The organism is Collinsella stercoris DSM 13279 (genome assembly GCF_020735465.1).
Lineage (GTDB): Bacteria > Actinomycetota > Coriobacteriia > Coriobacteriales > Coriobacteriaceae > Collinsella > Collinsella stercoris.
In genome coordinates this window covers 971,139-990,638 of record NZ_CP085935.1, presented here as the reverse complement: position 1 = coordinate 990,638, position 19,500 = coordinate 971,139, and the positions used below count along the sequence as shown (strand labels likewise).

The 19,500-nt window shown below is 65.5% G+C and carries 15 protein-coding genes and 1 pseudogene; 11 read left to right on the top strand and 5 right to left on the bottom strand.

Annotation, left to right across the window (positions count from 1 at the left end; genetic code table 11):
• Positions 1–406: 406 nt before the first annotated feature.
• The 6 genes from kdpA (at position 407) to LK434_RS04280 (ending at position 6,838) form a co-directional block, all read left to right on the top strand.
• Entirely contained in the window at positions 407–2,230 is a 1,824-nt protein-coding gene (gene kdpA, locus LK434_RS04305) for a potassium-transporting ATPase subunit KdpA (RefSeq protein ID WP_227917856.1), read from the top strand.
• A gap of 16 nt (positions 2,231–2,246) precedes the next feature.
• Positions 2,247–4,301, top strand: a complete 2,055-nt coding sequence (gene kdpB, locus LK434_RS04300; RefSeq protein WP_227917787.1) for a potassium-transporting ATPase subunit KdpB — start codon at positions 2,247–2,249, stop codon at positions 4,299–4,301.
• Positions 4,302–4,313: 12 nt separating this feature from the next.
• Positions 4,314–4,904 carry a potassium-transporting ATPase subunit KdpC gene (gene kdpC, locus LK434_RS04295; protein ID WP_006721667.1) on the top strand — a complete coding sequence of 197 codons (591 nt, stop codon included), beginning with the start codon at positions 4,314–4,316 and terminating at the stop codon, positions 4,902–4,904.
• 658 nt (positions 4,905–5,562) lie between these two features.
• On the top strand, positions 5,563–6,057 hold the full coding sequence (locus tag LK434_RS04290) for a metallophosphoesterase family protein (protein ID WP_227917855.1): 495 nt from the start codon (positions 5,563–5,565) through the stop codon (positions 6,055–6,057).
• Positions 6,012–6,275 (top strand): hypothetical protein, encoded by a 264-nt coding sequence (locus LK434_RS04285; protein ID WP_227917854.1) that lies wholly within the window; start codon positions 6,012–6,014, stop codon positions 6,273–6,275. Before LK434_RS04290 ends, LK434_RS04285 begins: the two co-directional genes overlap by 46 nt.
• A 194-nt stretch (positions 6,276–6,469) precedes the next feature.
• Positions 6,470–6,838 carry a hypothetical protein gene (locus tag LK434_RS04280; protein ID WP_006721004.1) on the top strand — a complete coding sequence of 123 codons (369 nt, stop codon included), beginning with the start codon at positions 6,470–6,472 and terminating at the stop codon, positions 6,836–6,838.
• Between the two features lie 227 nt (positions 6,839–7,065).
• On the opposite strand, the gene LK434_RS04275 is transcribed toward LK434_RS04280, so the two are convergent.
• Positions 7,066–7,476, bottom strand: a complete 411-nt coding sequence (locus LK434_RS04275) for a DUF4097 family beta strand repeat-containing protein (protein WP_006721005.1) — start codon at positions 7,474–7,476, stop codon at positions 7,066–7,068.
• A 36-nt stretch (positions 7,477–7,512) separates the two neighbouring features.
• Here LK434_RS04275 and LK434_RS04270 point away from each other — a divergent pair.
• The 4 genes and pseudogenes from LK434_RS04270 to ettA form a co-directional block, all read left to right on the top strand.
• Positions 7,513–7,956, top strand: a pseudogene (locus LK434_RS04270) (transposase); the annotation flags it as partial.
• 71 nt (positions 7,957–8,027) lie between these two features.
• Positions 8,028–8,516 (top strand): hypothetical protein, encoded by a 489-nt coding sequence (locus tag LK434_RS04265; RefSeq protein ID WP_227917852.1) that lies wholly within the window; start codon positions 8,028–8,030, stop codon positions 8,514–8,516.
• Positions 8,517–8,904: 388 nt separating this feature from the next.
• Positions 8,905–10,209, top strand: coding sequence for an O-acetylhomoserine aminocarboxypropyltransferase/cysteine synthase family protein (locus LK434_RS04260; protein ID WP_006721008.1), 1,305 nt, complete (start codon positions 8,905–8,907; stop codon positions 10,207–10,209).
• A 177-nt stretch (positions 10,210–10,386) separates the two neighbouring features.
• The gene (gene ettA, locus LK434_RS04255; protein ID WP_006721009.1) at positions 10,387–12,066 is read left to right on the top strand and encodes an energy-dependent translational throttle protein EttA; all 1,680 of its coding nucleotides are present in this window, start codon (positions 10,387–10,389) and stop codon (positions 12,064–12,066) included.
• 275 nt (positions 12,067–12,341) lie between these two features.
• Here the strand turns inward: ettA and LK434_RS04250 are convergent, their stop codons facing one another.
• The 4 genes from LK434_RS04250 to LK434_RS04235 all read right to left on the bottom strand — a co-directional run bounded on the left by LK434_RS04250 (position 12,342) and on the right by LK434_RS04235 (position 18,072).
• Complete coding sequence (locus LK434_RS04250) at positions 12,342–14,036, bottom strand: hypothetical protein (RefSeq protein ID WP_006721010.1); 1,695 nt, start codon at positions 14,034–14,036, stop codon at positions 12,342–12,344.
• Positions 14,037–14,305: 269 nt separating this feature from the next.
• Positions 14,306–15,526 carry a hypothetical protein gene (locus LK434_RS04245; protein ID WP_006721011.1) on the bottom strand — a complete coding sequence of 407 codons (1,221 nt, stop codon included), beginning with the start codon at positions 15,524–15,526 and terminating at the stop codon, positions 14,306–14,308.
• Between the two features lie 245 nt (positions 15,527–15,771).
• The gene (locus tag LK434_RS04240) at positions 15,772–16,926 is read right to left on the bottom strand and encodes a glycosyltransferase family 2 protein (protein WP_148334555.1); all 1,155 of its coding nucleotides are present in this window, start codon (positions 16,924–16,926) and stop codon (positions 15,772–15,774) included.
• 9 nt (positions 16,927–16,935) lie between these two features.
• Positions 16,936–18,072, bottom strand: coding sequence for a glycosyltransferase (locus LK434_RS04235; protein ID WP_006721013.1), 1,137 nt, complete (start codon positions 18,070–18,072; stop codon positions 16,936–16,938).
• 137 nt (positions 18,073–18,209) lie between these two features.
• On the opposite strand from LK434_RS04235, the gene LK434_RS04230 reads away from it, so the two are divergent.
• On the top strand, positions 18,210–19,274 hold the full coding sequence (locus LK434_RS04230; protein WP_006721015.1) for a PfkB family carbohydrate kinase: 1,065 nt from the start codon (positions 18,210–18,212) through the stop codon (positions 19,272–19,274).
• Positions 19,275–19,500 lie beyond the last annotated feature (226 nt).

The window sequence follows — 19,500 nt, the reverse complement described above, 5'->3', positions numbered from 1 at the left end:
TCAAGTGCGTCGCGCCAGCCCGTGGGCCATATCGTTCCGCGCGCAGTTCCGCGCGAGCCGAAGGACCCGGCGGGTCCTTCGCGCGAGCGGGACGGTTCGGGCGCGGGATGATATGGCCCACGGGCTTGCGCATGGGACGAGTATAGCCGTCAAAAGCGGGTTCTCATGTACGTCTACCTGCATCTTTACGTCATCTTAATGCGTGGGCGCGCAACCCTAACACCGCTTTAATGCGCACGGGCGTTTACTGTTCTCATGCCGCGTCCCCCTCGGGCGCGGTGTGAGGGAAAGAGGCTTCTTCGAAAGGAGCGGGCGCATGGACGTCCTCATTCCGATCATCGGAATCACATGCATCGGACTTCTCATCTACTACATCTACATTCTCATGAGGAGTGATTCGTAAAGCATGAGTGCCATCATTCAGTACGCTCTGTACTTTGCCGTCCTCATCGCGCTCGCCATCCCCCTGGGGAAGTTCATGGCGCGCGTCATGGACGGTGAGCGCACGGTCTTGTCGCCCGTGCTCGCACCGGTCGAGCGAGGCGTCTATCGCCTGCTCCGCATTGACGCGGGGGAGCAGATGGGCTGGAAGCGCTATCTGGCGAGCGTGCTCGCCTTCTCGGGTATCGGGCTCGCGGCGCTCGTCGCGCTCCAGATGCTCCAGGCCGTCCTGCCGGGCAACCCGCAGCACCTGCCGGGCGTGCCGTGGGACCTGTCGTTCAACACGGCGGCCTCCTTCGTCACCAACACCAACTGGCAGTCCTACTCCGGTGAGACCACCCTGTCCTACCTCGTGCAGTTCATGGGCCTCACCGTGCAGAACTTCGTCTCCGCCGGTACCGGCATCGCGGTCATGTTCGCTCTGATCCGCGGTTTCCGTCAGGTCAAGGAGCGGGGTCTGGGTTCCTTCTGGGTCGACCTCACCCGCACCGTCCTGTACGTGCTCATCCCGCTGAACCTCGTGTTCGGCGTCTGCCTGGCCGCCGGCGGCGTCATCTCCAACTTCCAGCCGGCCCAGAGGGCCGAGCTCGTCGAGCCCGTCGCCGTCCAGCCCAATGCCGACGGCGGCTGGAGCGTCATCGACGGCGCCCGGATCGAGGGCGACACCGTCAAGGTCGACGGCAAGGTCGTCGAGGACGCGCGCGTGGTCACCGAGCAGTTCCTGCCCCAGGGCCCCGCGGCCCCCCAGGTCGCCATCAAGCAGTCCGGCACCAACGGCGGCGGCTTCTTCGGCGTGAACTCCGCCCATCCGTACGAGAACCCCAACGCCTTCACCAACATCATCGAGATGACCGGCCTGCTGCTGATCCCGGCCGCCTGCTGCTTCACCTTCGGCATCGGCGTCAAGAACACCAAGCAGGGCAAGGCCATCTTCGCCGCCATGCTCGTCCTGCTGGTGATCTTCACCGGCGTCATCGCCGTCAACGAGCATGCGGGCACCCCGCAGCTGGCCGATGGCGGCGCGGTCGATATCGAGATGACCGACGGCCAGGCCGGCGGCAACATGGAGGGCAAGGAGAGCCGCTTCGGCATCGCCGCCTCCTCCACGTGGTCGGCTTACACCACCGCCGCCTCCAACGGCTCGGTCAACTCCATGCACGACTCCTACACCCCGCTGGGCGGTTTCGTCCAGATGCTCCAGATGGCCCTGGGCGAGGTCGTCTTCGGCGGCGTGGGCTGCGGCCTGTACGGCATGATCGGCTTCGCCATCCTCACGGTGTTCATCGCCGGCCTCATGGTCGGACGCACGCCCGAGTTCCTGGGCAAGAAGATCGAGCCGGGCGAGATGCGCTGGGCGGTCGTGCTGTGCCTGGCGACCCCGTTCGCCATCCTGGTGTGCTCGGCCATCGCCTGCATGGTGCCCGGCCTTGCCGACCAGCTCAACAACGGCGGCGCGCACGGCTTCTCCGAGGTGCTGTACGCCTTCACCTCGTGCGGCGGCAACAACGGCTCGGCGTTCGCGGGCATGAACTGCAACATTCCCTGGATCAACGTCATACTCGGCCTCGAGATGCTGTTCGCCCGCTTCATGCCCATCGCCGGCACGCTGGCCATCGCCGGCTCGCTGGCCGGGAAGGGCAAGGTCGCCGAGAGCGCCGGCACCCTGTCCACCACCAACGGCATGTTCGTGTTCCTGCTCGTGTTCATCGTTCTGCTGATCGGTGCCCTGAGCTTCTTCCCGGCCCTGGCGCTCGGCCCCGTCGCCGAGTTCTTCCAGATGATTGCGTAAAGGAGGGCGCAGATTTATGGCTATGCAAAAAGACATGATGGGCCGCGCGGTCCGCGACTCGTTCGCCAAGCTGGATCCCCGCGTCCAGATTCAAAACCCGGTCATGTTCCTGGTGTGGCTCTCCGCCGTCATGACCTCCGTCCTGGCCGTCGCCTCCGTCCTCGGTGCGCGGGACGCGGGCGTGCCCACCTACTATGTGGTCGCCATCGCGGTCATCCTGTGGCTCACCGACCTGTTCTCGAACTTCGCCGAGGCGCTCGCCGAGGGCCGCGGCAAGGCCCAGGCCGATTCCCTGCGTGCGGCCAAGAAGGACGTCGAGGCCCATCGCATCGAGTCCGTCGAGGACAAGGAGCGCTTCACCGTCGTCCCCGGCGCCGAGCTCACGCGCGGCGACCTGGTGGTCGTGCGCGCCGGCGAGCAGATCCCGGGCGACGGCGACGTCATCGAGGGCGCCGCCTCCGTCGACGAGTCCGCCATCACCGGCGAGTCCGCCCCCGTGGTCCGCGAGGCCGGCGGCGACCGCTCCGCCGTCACCGGCGGCACCACGGTGCTGTCCGACTGGATCGTCGTCGAGATCTCCAGCGAGCCCGGCCAGAGCTTCCTGGACAAGATGATCGCGATGGTCGAGGGCGCCGCGCGCAAGAAGACCCCTAACGAGATCGCCCTGGAGATCTTCCTGGTGGCCCTCTCCATCGTCTTTATCTTGGTCACGCTGGCCCTCTATTGTTACTCCTGCTTCTCGGCCGGCCTTAACGACATGGCCAACCCCACGTCCGTGACCACGCTCGTGGCGCTGCTCGTGTGCCTGGCTCCCACTACCATCGGCGCGTTGCTGTCCGCCATCGGCATCGCCGGCATGAGCCGTCTGAACGAGGCCAACGTGCTGGCCATGTCCGGCCGCGCCATCGAGGCCGCCGGCGACGTCGACATCCTCATGCTCGACAAGACCGGCACCATCACCCTGGGTAATCGCCAGGCGTCTGAGTTCATCCCGGTCGACGGCGTCGATCCCGCGGAGCTCGCCGACGCCGCGCAGCTCTCCTCGCTGGCCGACGAGACCCCCGAGGGCAGGTCCATCGTCGTGCTCGCCAAGGAGCAGTTCGGCCTGCGCGGACGCACGCTCGAGGACAAGGGCATGGAGTTCATCCCGTTCACCGCGGCGACGCGTATGTCCGGCGTGAACTACGAGGGCAATGAGATCCGCAAGGGCGCCGCCGACTCCGTGCGCGCCTACGTGGAGGCGGCCGGCGGCGTGTTCTCCGCCGAGTGCGACGAGGTCGTCGAGCGCATCGCCAAGGCCGGCGGCACCCCGCTGGTCGTGACCAAGAACTGCCGCGTGCTGGGCGTCGTGTACCTCAAGGACATCATCAAGTCCGGCGTTAAGGAGAAGTTCGCCGACCTGCGCAAGATGGGCATCAAGACCATCATGGTGACAGGCGACAACCCGCTCACCGCCGCGGCAATCGCCGCCGAGGCGGGCGTGGACGACTTCCTGGCCGAGGCCACCCCCGAGGGCAAGCTCGCGAAGATCCGCGAGTTCCAGCGCGAGGGCCATCTGGTCGCCATGACCGGCGACGGCACCAACGACGCGCCCGCTCTGGCCCAGGCCGACGTCGCCGTGGCCATGAACACGGGCACCCAGGCTGCCAAGGAGGCCGGCAACATGGTCGACCTCGACTCCAGCCCCACCAAGCTCATCGATATCGTGCGCATCGGCAAGCAGCTGCTCATGACCCGCGGTTCGCTCACGACCTTCTCGGTGGCCAACGACGTGGCGAAGTACTTCGCCATCATCCCGGCCCTGTTCTCGCCGATCTACCCGGGCCTTGGCGCGCTCAACATCCTCGGTCTGGCAAGCCCGCTGTCCGCGGTTCTTTCGGCCATCATCTACAACGCGCTCGTTATCGTCGCGCTGATCCCGGCCGCGCTGAAGGGCGTTAAGTACCGCGAGGTCCCGTCCGGACAGCTGCTGACCCACAACCTGCTCGTGTGGGGTCTGGGCGGCATCGTTGCCCCGTTCGTGTTCATCAAGCTCATCGACATGCTGCTCGCGCTCTGCGGCATTATGTAAGCGGAGGTTTGTATGTTCAAAGGTGTTGCATCGCGCGCACTGGGCGTGTTCGCGCTGTTTACCGTCGTCTGCGGCCTGGGCTATACGCTCGTCGTGACCGGCATCGCCCAGGTCGCGTTCCCGTATCAGGCGAACGGCTCGCTCATCAAGATCGACGGCAAGATCGTGGGCTCCGAGCTGATCGGCCAGGACTTCGAGGATGAGGACCACATGTGGGGCCGCATCCAGAACGTCTCCATCGTCGAGGGGGATGACGGCGAGCTCATGGCCTACGGCGCCCCGTCCAACCTCTCCCCGGCGAGCGAGGAGTACCGGCAGCTCGTGGACGAGCGCGTGGAGAAGATCCGCGCCGCCAACCCCGACGCCGATATGGACGCCGTGCCCGTCGACCTGGTGACGTGCTCCGGCTCCGGCCTCGACCCCGAGATCTCCCCCGATGCCGCCGAGTACCAGGTGCCGCGCCTGGCAAAGGCCACGGGCAAGAGCGAAGGCGAGGTGCGCGACATCATCGCCCAGTGCACCAAGGGCCGATTCCTGGGCGTCTTCGGCGAGCCCACGGTCAACGTGCTCAAGGTGAACCTCATGCTGGACGGCGTGCTGTAGGCGTCGTTTCCGACTAGAGATGCTTGCATGCCCCGGTGCGGCCGCGCCGGGGCATGATTGTTTTAACCGGAGCGTTGACCCTCGTCGAGATATATGCATAAAAACAGTCTATTCTCGATTAATTATGGATAGAAAAACGTCGACTGCATTATCGGTCTGATGTAAAACCGGCGAGGTGGTCAAAATACCCTACTTGTGCGCCGAGCCACGTGAGGGAGATCGGCAAAACCGCAGGATTTGTTGGCGTGGATGCGCTCGGGTGCAAGGTCGGTGGGCTCCAGGCATCATTTGCAACGGCAAAACCGCAGGATTGCTGCGCACGAATGAATATACATGACGGCAAGCGAGGACATTTGAGCGCACAAGTAGGGTATTTTGACCACTATCGCAAAAACGTATCAACCGTCGAGGGCGAGGGCCTCTGCGCCCGCTGAGATGCGAGTCTGAAAGTCGGGTTCTGCGCGAAGTGATCGTCAACTTGACACATATGCCGAGCACGACGGCGGGTTTATCATGGGCGCCCTGCATGGACTGGGAACTGGATGTATCGCGATGACATGCACAATCGAGCGAGGTGCGATCGATGCCATCTCGGTGCCGTAGTCCCGATGATGAGCCGGAATTTATAATCAAGGCGTTGAGATGGGAGGTTGCTTGTATGATTTGGTTCACATCCGACACGCACTTCGGCCATGCCAACGTGCTGCATTTCACCGATCGCCCATTTGGCGACATCGCGCACATGAACCGCGCGCTCATCAACACGATCAACGAGCGCGTGGCGCCAACCGACGACCTGTACATCCTCGGTGATTTCTCGTATCAGATGACCGCGGTCGAGGCGGCGGCGCTGCGCTCGAAGATCAATTGCCGCAAGGTGCACATCGTGCCGGGCAATCACGACAAGGACTGGACCCACAAGGACGTGGCGGGGACGTTCATCGTCGAGCCGCCCATCGTGCGCATCAACATCCATGGGCAGAAGATCGTGCTGTCGCACTATCCGCTCATGGAATGGCAGTCCATGTCGCGCGGGTCCTGGCATTTGCATGGGCACATCCACAGCGCGGGCAGCGTGTATACGAGCTCAACCGCAAGCAGGGCCTCATGCGCTACGACGTGGGCGTGGATGCGAACGGCCTGGCGCCGGTGAGCCTGGACGAGATTCGCGCCTGGTTCGAGGGCGTGGAGTTCTACGGCCGTGCACGCTGGTGGGAGTGGGTGAACGGAACGGGTGACCCCGCGGTGGCAGAGGATTGCGGGGCGGTCCGCGAGCTCATGGTCGAGGTGGGTCGCGACCATGCGACCGCGCAGGAGTCTGCGGAGGCGTCGCGGCGTTGCGCCGCCGCGCTTAAGAAGTTCGAGCCGTAACGCCTCAATTAAGGGGTGAGGGCCATATCGCGGCCTCCCGCGACGTGTGCTTCGTGCCCGATGCCGGCACGTCCGGCGCTCCTCCTTTCGCAAGGCGATAGGCATCTCAACTTCTCTCCGTTGAAGAGAGGTTTGCTACGTTGCCGTGTGATACGCTGGCGCTATTGACGCGCGGCGCGTAGATCGGAGGGGCCATGGCCCGGCTGTATGTTTCCAAGCTCGATAAGGATATGCGCGAGCAGATCGAGGGCGCCTGCTACACTGAGATGGAGCTCGAGGGGATTCGCGGCATCTTGCAGCGCACCATCGACGCACGCATGAAGGCGGCGCGCGGCGTGATCGCGATGTTCGTCGTGATGGACCTGTTCGTGCTGTGGACGGAGGTCTTCGTTCGGACCAACCCTTCGGTTGAGACCGCCGTGATCTCGCTCGGCGCGCTGGTTGCCATGGAGGTGTTCATCTGGTGGTTCGTGTGGGAGCTGCAGATCGGCATCCTCAAGCGCGGTTTCAACCGCGCTGCCGACCAGGGCTATCCCCAGCTGCCGCATTGCCGTCTGCGGTGAGGGGTGTTCGAGCTCGGGATGAATATATTCCCACGTTACGATCGCCATAATCGTGTCCAGAACGGACGGATTCTTGATACCAAAACGAAGCGGCCCTGTGCAAACGTATGCACAGGGCCGCTGTTGATTCGCCGCTAATGGTCAGCGAAGGGCGCAAGCGTGCTTTAGAGCATTGCTCTTATTGGGATGACCGCACGCAACCCGACCGCACGCTCTCGATCCAGGTCTTACGCCTCCAATGCGCCGTTCGCGTTCTCGACGCTGCTCGTAACGACGTCGAGCCGCTGCGCCGAGATGTGTCCGTTCACGCTGTTGCAGGTCAGGGCGCTCTTCAGCGACATGTCCACCAACATGATGTCGCCGTTTTCGTTTACGACCTGTGCCTTGCGCGCCGTGGCGCCTCCCAGCGAGATGTCGCCGTTGAAGTTGGTCGCGAGGATCGCCTCGCTCTCTACGCCGGAGAGCAGGGTGTCGCCGTTCTCGTTGATCGCGTCGAGCTTTGTGGCGGAAACATTCTTTGCAATGACGTCCCCGTTGCTGGTGGAGGCGAACAGGCCGGCGAGCTCGCGCACGTCAGCCGCGACGACGTCGCCCGAATCGGAGTGCACCTCGATTTCGCCGGTGAACGACGCGGGCACGCGAACCACGGTCGTGGTGTCGACGCCGCCGCCGGCAAGGTGTACCTGTCGCCGATCGTGGACTGCTTCGACGGCATGCCGCCGAGCTGGTCGATCTCCACGTCGCCCGACGCCGAGATGGCGAACTCGTCGCTGCTCGGCGCGTGCAAGTGGCTCGGCGAGGGCGATCACCCCAAGATCCACTCGGACCGCGGCTGCCGCTACCGCTGGCCGGGATGGATAAGGATATGCGATGAGAACGGCCTGGTCAGGTCGATGTCGAGGAAGGGGTGCAGCCCCGGCAACGCGAGGTGCGAGGGCTTCTTCGGGAGGCTGAAGATAGAGTTCTTCCACGGCTGCGACTGGGCCGGGGTCACGATCGAGGAGTTCACGGACATGCTCGACGCCTACCTCAGATGGTACAGGGATGTCAGGATAAAGGGCGACCTGGATTACAGGAGCCCCATGCAGTACCGCAGGGACTTGGGTCTAGCAGCGTAGGATGGATTTGGTCCAGGATCACCACCGCAGTCCCAAACGGTGAATCTTAGATTAGCGGTAACAGCGCCTCGGTGCTCGCGGGGCTGGGGCTCGTGCGCGCCGCGCTCGGCCCCGACGGCGTGCGCCGCGCCTTCCGCCTCGTGCTCACCGACAACGGCCCCGAGTTCGCCGACGAGGACGGCATCGCCGCGCTCCTCGGCGAGCTTCCCGGCGAGACGAGGCTGTTCTACTGCGACCCCCGCCGCGCCGACCAGAAGGGCGGCTGCGAGAAGAACCACGTCGAGATCAGGAAGCTGCCGCCCAAGGGCCGGGGCATCTCCTTCGACCGCCTCACCCGCGCCGACGCGGCGATCGTGATGTCCCGGGTCGACTCCGAGCCGCGCGGCAGGCTCGCCTGGAGGTCGCCCGCCGAGATGCTCGCCGCGGCGCTCGGGGAGGACGCGCGCGCCCTCATGGGCGCCTTCGGGATCGAGATGCTGGCGCCCGGCGAGCTCGACCTGACGCCGGGGTGCGTGGAGCGCGCCCGCGCCGAGAGGGGTGAGGCGCCGCTGGCGGGGTAGCCCCTGCGGGGACAACCGAATCGGGGCCGAGGCACCCGTCGCGCTGAGTCCGGAGGCGGCGCGCGGCGGGTCGGCGGAGCATGCCCTCAGGACCCATCGCGACGCCCCGGCACAAATCCTACACCAGCGGAAACGGCGGTGGGAGGCCCCTTGCGGGACCTCCCGGCCGTCTCGCTGACTGCGGAAACGCGCCATTCGGTCAGGGTGTTTCGATGAGGTTGGAAATCAACCCACGGCTTCTCCTGCAAAGCGAAACACTGTCGAAATCCGTAGGCAATGATGTTTGACCGAGCGGTTCCCCCTGCGTACTATGCATGCCAACAACTCACCAAATAGGTAGGAATATATCGCCGGCGTGCGGTTCCTGCTTGGATGAAAGGGGAATCCCATGGGTTTGTATACGGATACTGCCGAGCATGAGTTCCAGTTCGATACGCTGCAGCTGCATGTGGGGCAGGAGGAGCCCGACGCCACGACTGGGGCGCGTGCGGTGCCTATCTACCAGACGGCGAGCTACGTGTTCCGCGACGCCCAACATGCGGCAGATCGCTTTGGCTTGGCGGACGCCGGCAACATCTACGGACGTCTTACCAACTCCACGCAGGCGGTGCTTGAGGAGCGAGTCGCCGCACTCGAGGGCGGTGTCGCCGCACTGGCGGTGGCGTCGGGCGCCGCGGCCATCACCCTCACCATCCAGGCCCTCGCGCAGGCAGGTGCGCACGTGGTCGCGCAGAAGACCATCTACGGCGGCACGTATAACCTGCTGGCGCACACGCTCGCGGCCTTTGGCATCGAGACCACGTTCGTGAACGCACACGACCTGGACGAGGTCGAGGCGGCGATTCGCCCCAACACCGCGCTTGTGTACCTGGAGACGCTCGGCAACCCCAATTCGGACATCCCCAATATTGATGCGATCTCCGCACTCGCGCACACGCACGGTGTGCCCGTGGTGGTAGACAACACCTTTGGCACGCCGTATCTGTTCCGACCCTTGGAGCACGGTGCAGATATTGTCGTGCATTCTGCGACCAAGTTTTTGGGCGGGCACGGGACGAGCCTGGGCGGCATCATCGTGGACGGCGGCACTTTTGATTGGGCTGCGAGTGGCAAGTACGCGCCCATCGCCGAGGCGAATCCCAGCTACCACGGCATTTCGTTTGCCGAGGCGGCGGGCCCGGCGGCATTTGCGACCTATGTGCGCGCGATTCTATTGCGTGACGAGGGCCCGTGCATCTCGCCGTTCAACGCTTGGATCCTGTTGCAGGGCGTCGAGACGCTCTCGCTGCGCCTGGACCGTCATAGTGAGAACACACGGCGCGTTGTCGAGTATTTGGCGGCTAGTCCGCACGTGGATCGCGTGAACCATCCGAGCCTGTCCGACCATCCCGACCATGCGCTGTACGAGCGTTACTTCCCACGCGGAGGCGCGTCCATCTTCACCTTCGAGATCCGCGGTGGCCAGGAGGCGGCGTGGAAGTTCATCGACCATCTGAAGGTATTTAGCCTGCTTGCGAATGTCGCGGATGTGAAAAGCCTGGTTATCCATCCCGCCACGACCACGCATTCTCAACTGACTGCCGCCGAGCTCGCCGACCAGGGCATCACGCCGTCGACCATCCGCCTGTCCATCGGCACCGAGGCCGCCGAAGATATCATCTGGGACCTGGACCAGGCCTTCGCCGCGCTTTAGTGATCTGCTCCGGTGAGCCGTTTTGGCATTAAATTAGGGACAGAACCTTTTCTGAGGTGGGGGCACCTCAGAAAAGGTTCTGTCCCCGAATTGAGGTATCGAGAATTCCTGCAGCGTCGGGTTTCATGCGACAATGACGTCATATGACTGCGTAATCCCGCAAGAAACGGAGCGTGTATGGCCGAATTCATCTACCAGATGTACCAGGCGCGCAAGGCGCATGGCGACAAGGTGATCCTCGACGACGTGACCCTGTCCTTCTACCCGGGCGCCAAGATCGGCGTCGTGGGCCCCAACGGCATGGGCAAGTCGACCCTGCTCAAGATCATGGCGGGCTTGGAGGAGGTCTCCAACGGCGATGCGCGCCTCACCCCCGGCTACACGGTGGGGATCTTGCAGCAGGAGCCGCCACTCGACGAGGATAAGACCGTCATCGAGAACGTGCGCATGGCGTTTGCCGACATGATCGCCAAGGTCGAGCGCTTCAATCAGATCTCGGTGGAGATGTGCGACCCCGATTGCGACATGGACGCCCTCATGGCCGAGATGGGCCGCCTGCAGGACGAGATCGACGCCGCCGACGGCTGGGACATCGACTCCAAGCTCGGCCAGGCCATGGACGCCCTCCAGCTGCCCGACTCCGACATGCCGGTGAACGTGCTCTCCGGCGGCGAGCGTCGTCGCGTCGCCCTGTGCAAGCTGCTGCTCGAGGCTCCCGACCTGCTGCTGCTCGACGAGCCCACCAACCACCTGGACGCGGAGTCCATCCTGTGGCTCGAGCACTTCCTCAAGAACTACCCCGGCGCCGTGCTCGCCGTCACGCACGACCGCTACTTCCTCGACCACGTGGCCGAGTGGATCTGCGAGGTCGATCGCGGTCACCTCTACCCCTACAAGGGCAACTACTCCACTTATCTGGAGACCAAGGCCGCGCGCGCGGCGGCGCAGGGCCAGCGCGAGGAGCGCCTTGCCAAGCGCATCGCGGCCGAGCTCGACTGGGTCCGCTCCTCCCCGAAGGCCCGTCAGGCCAAGAACAAGGCCCGTCTGGCCCGTTACGAGGAGATGGAGGCCGAGGCCCGCGCCAGCCAGAAGGTCGACTACACCGACATCCGCATCCCCGTGGGCCCGCGCCTGGGCTCCAAGGTCCTGGTGGCCGAGCACCTGCATAAGGAGTTCGACGGCCGCGTGCTCATCGACGACCTCTCCTTCACCCTGCCGCGCAACGGCATCGTGGGCGTGATCGGTCCCAACGGCGTGGGCAAGACCACCCTGTTTAAGACCATCGTGGGCCTGGAGCCGCTTACGAGCGGCAACCTGGAGATCGGCGAGACGGTCAAGATCTCCTACGTCGACCAGATGCGCGGCGGCATCGACCCCGACAAGACCCTGTGGGAGGTCGTGTCCGACGGCCTGGACATCATGCAGGTCGCCGAGAACGAGGTGCCGAGCCGCGCCTACGTGGCGAGCTTTGGCTTTAAGGGCCAGGACCAGCAGAAGCGCGCCGGCGTGCTCTCCGGCGGCGAGCGCAACCGCCTGAACCTCGCGCTCACGCTCAAACAGGGCGGCAACCTGTTGCTGCTCGACGAGCCCACCAACGACCTCGATGTCGAGACGCTCTCCGCGCTCGAGTCCGCGCTGCTGGAGTTCCCGGGCTGCTCCGTGGTCATCAGCCACGACCGCATGTTCCTCGACCGCGTGGCCACCCACATCCTCGCGTGGGAGGGCACCGACGAGAACCCGGGCAACTGGTATTGGTTCGAGGGCAACTTCGAGCAGTATCAGGAGAACCGCGTCGCCCGCTTGGGCGAGGACGCCGCCAAGCCGCATCGCGTCCACCGCAAGCTCACGCGCGATTAGTGGACGGGCGTCCCTCGCCATGTGATGAGGGCCCCGGGTGATCGAAAAGTGTTCAATTGGGCTGTCTACGCAGGTAGGCAGCCCAATTCTATTTCATCAATGAAGTTGACGTTTCGCGCGTTGGTGGCATAGCGAAGTTAGAAATGTTGCAGTAAATCGATGCCTGTCAAAGTTGACTAAAAAACGACAGGGCATCTACCTGCGGATTTGCTTGTCGTTATACCTTGTATGCTCGCGGACTTTAGAATCTACTGCAACATTTCGTGTCGTTATCGTTATTCGATGGCGCAGAGCTCCCACTTGAGGCCTGATCCAGAGCGTTTCTTGAGGGTGATCCGGATCGGTTCGACAGAGTTGGCGTGCTGGATGCGCAGGGGGAACGTTGCGCGGGCGCGAGTGCCACGTACAAGCTCAAGTTTGCGTGCCCGCTCGTAATCCTCGGCAAGTAGCGTGAACACTTCGGTCCCGTAGGGGAGCAGCTCGCAAAGATCGGCGATGGCGTCGCTGGGCGGGTACACCTCGGCGGCAAAGTCCTTGGGGTAGGTGGCGAGAACGTTCGGGTCGAGGGGTACGGGTTGCGAGGGGGGCTCGTTCGCGCATGATGCGGGGCTTGCCGCGGCCGTCGCTTCGCATGCGAGGTCTTGGCTCGTGCTGAGCGAGGGGTGCGTCACGGACGAGTCAGGGGCATCGACGCGGCATGGGGCAGGCACCTCATCGAAGTGAGGTGCGTTTTGCTGATCGGGGTCCGAAGGCGCGTGGGCGCAGGTGGGCTCGTACACGGTCTCAAGCGAGGCGGATGCTGCGGCGGCGCCGGGCTCGTGCGTGTTCGAGACGGGTGTGGCCGCGACTGCGTGCCCAGCGCTTACGTGTGCCTCCTTTTCGTCTTGCACCGGGCGCTTCGGTGAGGCTTCCAGCGCGATTGCGGAAGAGGACGCGTGCGCGTCGCTGGTTGCGCCGGCATCGGATGTATGCGTGGCGGCACCGGGTGCTTGGGCGTCGTTCGCGCGATCGGCAGCTGCGGCATCGGGGACCGTCACGGGGTGCGACTCGAGCTTGACCTCACGGTCGATGCCGCTGTACGGGTCGTACGTCACGGTGAGGGAGATCGCGGGCGCCGGTGAGGTGAGGGCGGCGTCGTGCGGGGAGGTCTGCTCCGGAACGTCGGTCGCGTCGCTTGTTCCATCGGGTGCTGCGCCGTCCGCTGCCGCCTGTTCTACGACGGCCTCTTGGGCGGCTTGTTCTGGCGCGAGGCGCCCTGTGTCCACCGGCTTTCCCGAGGCGTCCATGGCTTGCCCCGTGCCTGCCGAATCTGCCAGGGCGACTTTGTCGCGCCCCGTGCATGCCGACGATGGCTGCTCATCCGCGATGTGCTTGGGTTCCGTCAGCGCGTCCTGGTGAGTCGGGGTGCGCTCGGCACCCGATGAGGCCTCCTGCGCAGCCGTGGCACGTTCGGGTTCCGCTACCGTTTCCAGATTTGCCGCAATCTGCGCGGTGCTTCCAGAGACTGCTTGAGCGCTTGCGGTGCCCTTGGCGCTCTCGGGTGCCTCAGGGGCGGCCGCGTCGCACGCGGGCTGCGGGCGCTTGACGCGCTTGGGGCGCACCGGCTTGAGGGCCTTATCGGTCTTCTTGCGCTTCCACGGCTTGCCCGACTTCGACCCGCCATCGCTTTTAGCCGACGAGCCGGATTCGAGCGCGGCGAGCGCCTCGTCCCACGCGGGTTGCGCGATGACGGTCGCGTAGATGCGCCCGCCCTTGAATATCGTGAGCTTCACGAACTCATCGAGCGCCTCGAGAAGCGCGCGCGTGCTCTCGTACCCAAGGTCTTCGGCGGTCATGCGATCACCGGCGAGGGCGCCCTCGACGGTGGGAAGAAACACCTGCTTGCCGCAACCCAGCTCTTGGGAGAGCAGGCGATACAGGTAGATGCGGTTGTTCTGCGTGAGCGTTGGAGTATCTGCGGTGCGTGCCATGGCGGTCTCTTTTCATACGTGTGCGAAGAACCATGGTAGCATCGAGCGCCCCGTTTTCGCGTGACACATCTTCGCTGGTGCGCTGACGCTGAACAGCGTCCGGTTCTTGCGCTCAATTAGCCGTGGCTGTGCATCGGGTGCGTGCGCATATCCGCTGCATCGCTCGTCTCTGCGTAAGGCCGCCCTCGCCGTCCGCTCGATGGGGCAACCTTGATGAACAAGACCACCCCGATGAACAGGACAGCCCCATAGACAGGGCAGAGCGCGTCTTAAGCGCGGGGGTTCGTGCCGGTGTTTGTCGAGGTGTCCGTCTTGCCGCCGGCGGAGGAGCCGGGCTGGCCGGTGCCCGTGCTGGGCGTGTCCGTGGTGCCGCCGTTCGCGGAGCCGCCGCCGGATGTCCCCGTGTTGCCGCCGGCATCTGAACTGCCGGCGCCGTTGCCGGCTGTCGAGTCGCCGGAGCCGGTTGCGCCATTCGAGGTGGACCCGTCGGTGCCGGGCTGCCCGTTGCCCGCGGCCCCTCCGCCCGTCGCGTCCTGACCACCCGCGTTTGTGGCGCCGTCAGTCGTCCCTGACTGGTTGGTAGATTGCCCGTCGGTCGACGACGCGTCGGTGTCTTGCGGTGCGGGTGTGGAGGAGGCGAGCTCATCGGCGGGGTCCTCGGGGGCGACGGTCTGCTGGTCGGTACGCGCGAAGAGCGAGGGCGCTTTTGCGCCGAGGCCCTCGCCCGAGGTGGTGAGCATGATGATGCCCGCGCTCGCGGCGACCGCCGCGACGGCGATGACGACGGAGACGACGGCGACCTTGCGTTTGGTGGCGCTTCGCTCCGCCGCGGCGCGCGCCTGCAGCTTGGTGGGCGCTATGCGCGCGGTGAGGTCCCTGCCTTCAAGTCGGGCCGCGTACGGCGCGGCGACCGTGCCGTTGGGTTCTGTTGCTGCCGAGGCACTCATCGCCGTGCCGTGCACGAGGCCCGAGGACGCCTGCTTTGCCTTGAGCTTCTGCGCGCTCGCGTCGAGGGCGTTGCGGTAGAGCTGCGAGCAGATCACGGTGATCATGGAGCTCACGGCGGCGCCGATGACGGAGCCGGCGATGCCGATGCGCGAGGCGAGGAGCATCGACGTCGCCGCTGCCGCCGACGCTGCGATGACCTGGGCAACGGAGATGCCGTCGAACAGGCCTTTGCGCACGGCGATGGGCTGCGTGGCGCCAATGTGCGTGTCGGGGGATCCAAGGTACGCGGCGTATGGGCTGCGCCCACCTGCCAGCTCCGTTGTGGGCGATGACCCGCCGGTCGGGGCTGCGCCCGCGCCCATCACGCTCGTCGCACCGACACCCATCGCGTTCGTCGCGGCTGCACTCGCCTCCGCCACGTCATGTTCCACCGCGTCGAGGGGAGCTTCCCTCTGGCGGTCGTGCGCGGTGCGGACCGTCGTGGCGTCGTCGTCTTCTATGGTGTTGGTGCGTGTGCGCGCCTGGTCTTGGGATGTGGACATGCTTGGTACCTCTCGTGATCGCTCACGAGATTCTCGTACTCGCGCGAGGGTAAAACCACCCCTCGACGCGAAGGAACGCAAAGTCCTAACACACGAGGAAACCCTATGGAGACGCGCATCGTTCCATAGGGTTCTCTTAAGATCGATTGATCCATTGCGCCGTGCGCGACGTCACCGCGCCTCAAGCGGGCCGCCTGCCGGGCGCCGCCCGTGCCGACCCGCGTTCGGTGCCACGGGTCGCCGGTCTACCTGGTGGCCTTGAGCTTGGCGAACAGTGTGGGCGCCGCGCCGCGGACCCACTCGATGAACATGCCGGAGAGCAGGCAGAGCGTGGCGCTGTGCATGCGGTACGGCACGAGCATGAGGCGCATCTTCGCGCTGCGCGGACGGGCCGAGGCGAGTGCGGGCTTGACGGCGGGCGAGGCGAGCATCTCGGCCACCTTGGCCCGTTTTTGCGCGAACGTCTTGGGGTTCTTGGGAGAGCACTCGTTCGCGACGCACCCCACCAGGCGCTCGATGTAGCGGCGGCTCACCATCTCGTCCGCGGTCGGGTCGTCCTCCATGCCCCAATGGCGGTACAGCTCGCGCATCCAGTCGTTCTCGGTCTCGCGCTTCTCGAACACGCCGTCGCGGTAGCGGGCGGTCTCGGAGTCGGCCCGCCGGCGGAAGAACCGGTAGAGCGGCTCGCTGGTCATGCTGACGCTCTGGACGTCGCGGATGTAGTCGAGCACGAAGGGGAAGTCGTCCCAAAAGACGTCGCGGTAGCGGATGTTGAGGTCGTTGAGGCGGCTCGCCAGGAACATCTTGTTCCAGGGCGGGTAGAACATGTTGCTGTCGAACAGGGCGGGGGAGGCTCGGTGGAACTCGTCGGCCGTGCGGTACACGGCGTCGGGCACCTGCTTGACCTCGACGTAGGTGCTGTCGCCGGAGTCCTCGCCGTTGCCGTATCCCGTGGTGGTGACGATCTCGAAGCCGCAGACGGCGAGCTCGCAGCCATCGCGGTCCATGATCTGGGCGAGACGTTCGAGCATGGTCGGGGCGCACTCGTCGTCGGCATCGACGAACACGAGGTAGCGCCCGCGCGCCCGGTCGATCGCGAGGTTGCGCGCGGCGGGAGCGCCGCCGTTTTGCACGTGCAGGGCCGTGAGGCGCGGGTCGTCTTGCGCCATGCGGTCGAGGATCTTGCCCGTGGCGTCTTTGGATCCATCGTCAACGACGATGACCTCGATGTCCGCGAGCGTCTGGTCGAGCACGGAGCGCACCGCCGCCTCCACGTAGGCCTCGACGTTGTACGCGGGGATGATGACGGACACGAGGGGCGCATGCGTCATCGCAGTGCGGGGTTCGCTGGGTGCGTCGACGGTTTGGACGGCTTCGACGGTTGTGGGATCGGGGGACACGAATGCTCCTTAGCGGGGTTTGGGGGCGTCGGCGGCGTGACGGTGCAGCCCTGCTCGCTCGCAGGCGAAGTACAGGCCGTTCTCGCGCCAGGAATACAGCAGCTCGCGCAGCATGGCGAGCCGGTAGGCGCCCGCGCCGCCAACGTCTCCGTCTTGACGGGTCATGGCGAGGTAGCGCTGCTTCGCCGCGGGCGATACGTCATCCAGGGAAAGGGCCACATGTTTGGGGATCGCGTTCATGACGCGCGCGAGAAGCTCTCGGACCTGGCCGTCCTCCGCCTCAGGCGCGTCCCATAGGTGGGATGCGTAGCGAAACCCGATGCTCGCGAGCGAGGCGAGCACGCCCTCGTCGGCGGACCAGCGGCTCGCGGCCACCTCGTCGGCCATCTGCAGCCAGCGGGTGAGGGACAGCGTGGGGGCCTTGGTGACGCTGCTCGAGCCCGGACGGTCCTCGCGGTAGCAATACCACGCGTCGTCGGTGAAGGCTATGCGCTGCGCTTGGCACATGGCGCGCATGACGAAGGGGTTGTCGACCCAGCCGGCGCCCGGCGCCTCGATAAAGCGGGTGTTCGTCTCGCGGAGAAAATCGCGGCGGTAGATGGCGGACCACACGGAAGGGTGCCAGCGGACGAGCTCGGGCGATTCGCCGAGCGTGGTGCAGCCGCGTTCCCAGGTGCGCACGCCGCGATGGCGCAGGAGCGAGCCCCATATGCGCTGGTCGGGGGTGTCGGGCATCCACACGCGCTTGTAGGTCGATTTGACCACGTCGGGCAGGTCGGTCTCGACGGCGATGGCGTACAGCTCGCCGAACAGATCGCCGTCGAGGTAGTCGTCGGGCTCCACGATGCCGACGTACGTGCCGTCGGCTCGGTCGAGTGCCGCGTTGACGGCCGAGCCGTAGCCGCCGTTGGGCTTGGCGACGATCTCCACATCGGGGAGGGAGGGGTCGGCGCCCGCGCGCTCGGCGTAACGTTCGGCGATGGCGCGGCTCGCGTCGGTGGAGCCGTCGTCGACGATGATGAGCTGCAGCCGCCTGCCCAGGCTGGATTGGATGGAATCGAGGCACTGGGCGAGGTAGCGCTCTACGTTGTAGACCGGCACCGCCACCGATACCGCGTGGCGCGTCGTGCCCTGCTCGCTGCTCAAAGGTGTGTTCCGTTCTGCTTGCGTGGGTCCATGAACGCCCTCTATCCTACCGCAAGCTGCCCGATTTCACGAAAACGCGAGGTGGTGAATGGTACCATGCGTCATGGTGTAAGTGGGGAGCCGCAAGGAGGGCAACCGTGGGAAAGCTGCTGTTCGTTGGCGTGACGTGCGCCGACGTGGTGATCAACGTCGACAGGCTTCCGCGCACGGCGCAGGATGTGGTCGTGTACGGGCAGCGGATGACGCTCGGGGGCTGCGCGTTCAACGCGTTCGCGGTCGCCCACGCGCTGGGGGAGCCCGCGGTGCTGTTCAGCCCCGTCGGCACGGGTGCCTTTGGCGACTTCGTGCGCAAGGGCCTGGCGGCCGAGGGGGTTCCCGTGCTGGTCGAGAACGGTTCGATGGAGAACGGCTGCTGCTACTGCTTTGTCGAGCCCGACGGGGAGCGGACCTTCGTGGCGTATCACGGCGCCGACTACCATTACGAGCCCGCGTGGTTCGATGCGCTCGACATGGACGAGATCGACGCGGTGTACGTGTGCGGTCTTGAGGTCGAGGACCCCACCGGCCCGGTGGTCGTCGAGTTTTTGGAGCGCTGCTGCGCGGATAAGACGATTTGCTTTACGCCCGGGCCCCGGCCCGACGCGGTGCCGCTGGACCTGCTTGAGCGCGTCTGCGACCTGCACCCCGTGCTGCACATGAACGGCGACGAGGCGATGGTGCTCGCGGGCAGGCTCTGCGGGGGCGCTGCGCCGTGTTGCGGCGATGGGGAAGCGCCCGCTCGTGATTGTGGACGGGAGGGGACCGATCCTGCCGCGGATTCCGAAGTGCGCGAGATGTCCGGCGCCGTGCCCGGCGCCGCGTGCAGGGGCGTGGACGCCGCCGCGTCCTGCGCGTTCGGGGATGTTCCCTCCGCGGTCGCGACGCTGCGTGGGCGCGTGCAGAACACCGTCTTCGCCACGCTCGGCAGCGAGGGCTGCTATTTTGACGATGGGTCCCGCCGGGGCGTCGTGCCGGGCGTCGCCACCCGGGTGGTCGACACCATCGGCGCGGGCGACTCGCACATCGGCGCGCTCATGGTCGGCCTGCATCGCGGGGAGAACCCCGAAGAGGCCCTGGCGTGCGCCAATCGCGTGGCCGCCACCGTGGTGGCGACGGCGGGCGCGCACGTGGATCCCGAGCTGATCCGCGCCGCCGCCCAGTAGCCCTCACCTCAATTTAGGGACAGTCCCTAAATTGAGGTTGGGACTGCGAATGAACTGTGCCCCGAGAGTTAACTCTCGGGGCGCTTTTTTGCCGTATCCCCGGTAAAGCCGCCGCGAAAGTTAACTCTCGGGGAAGGCCCATCAATCCCTGGGAAGCCCCCGTCGGCTGTCGGGGAAGTCCTCTCCTCCCTCAGGGAAGCCCCGTTTTCTCTCAAGGAAGGTCTGT

Bases quoted from the DNA above. Each gene is read 5' to 3' on its own strand.
- LK434_RS04280 (WP_006721004.1), top strand. From the start codon at position 6,470: ATGGCCCGGCTGTATGTTTCCAAGCTCGATAAGGATATGCGCGAGCAG.
- LK434_RS04245 (WP_006721011.1), bottom strand. From the start codon at position 15,526: ATGTCCACATCCCAAGACCAGGCGCGCACACGCACCAACACCATAGAA.
- LK434_RS04290 (WP_227917855.1), top strand. From the start codon at position 5,563: ATGATTTGGTTCACATCCGACACGCACTTCGGCCATGCCAACGTGCTG.
- kdpB (WP_227917787.1), top strand. From the start codon at position 2,247: ATGGCTATGCAAAAAGACATGATGGGCCGCGCGGTCCGCGACTCGTTC.
- ettA (WP_006721009.1), top strand. From the start codon at position 10,387: ATGGCCGAATTCATCTACCAGATGTACCAGGCGCGCAAGGCGCATGGC.
- LK434_RS04285 (WP_227917854.1), top strand. From the start codon at position 6,012: ATGCGCTACGACGTGGGCGTGGATGCGAACGGCCTGGCGCCGGTGAGC.
- LK434_RS04250 (WP_006721010.1), bottom strand. From the start codon at position 14,036: ATGGCACGCACCGCAGATACTCCAACGCTCACGCAGAACAACCGCATC.
- LK434_RS04260 (WP_006721008.1), top strand. From the start codon at position 8,905: ATGGGTTTGTATACGGATACTGCCGAGCATGAGTTCCAGTTCGATACG.
- kdpC (WP_006721667.1), top strand. From the start codon at position 4,314: ATGTTCAAAGGTGTTGCATCGCGCGCACTGGGCGTGTTCGCGCTGTTT.
- kdpA (WP_227917856.1), top strand. From the start codon at position 407: ATGAGTGCCATCATTCAGTACGCTCTGTACTTTGCCGTCCTCATCGCG.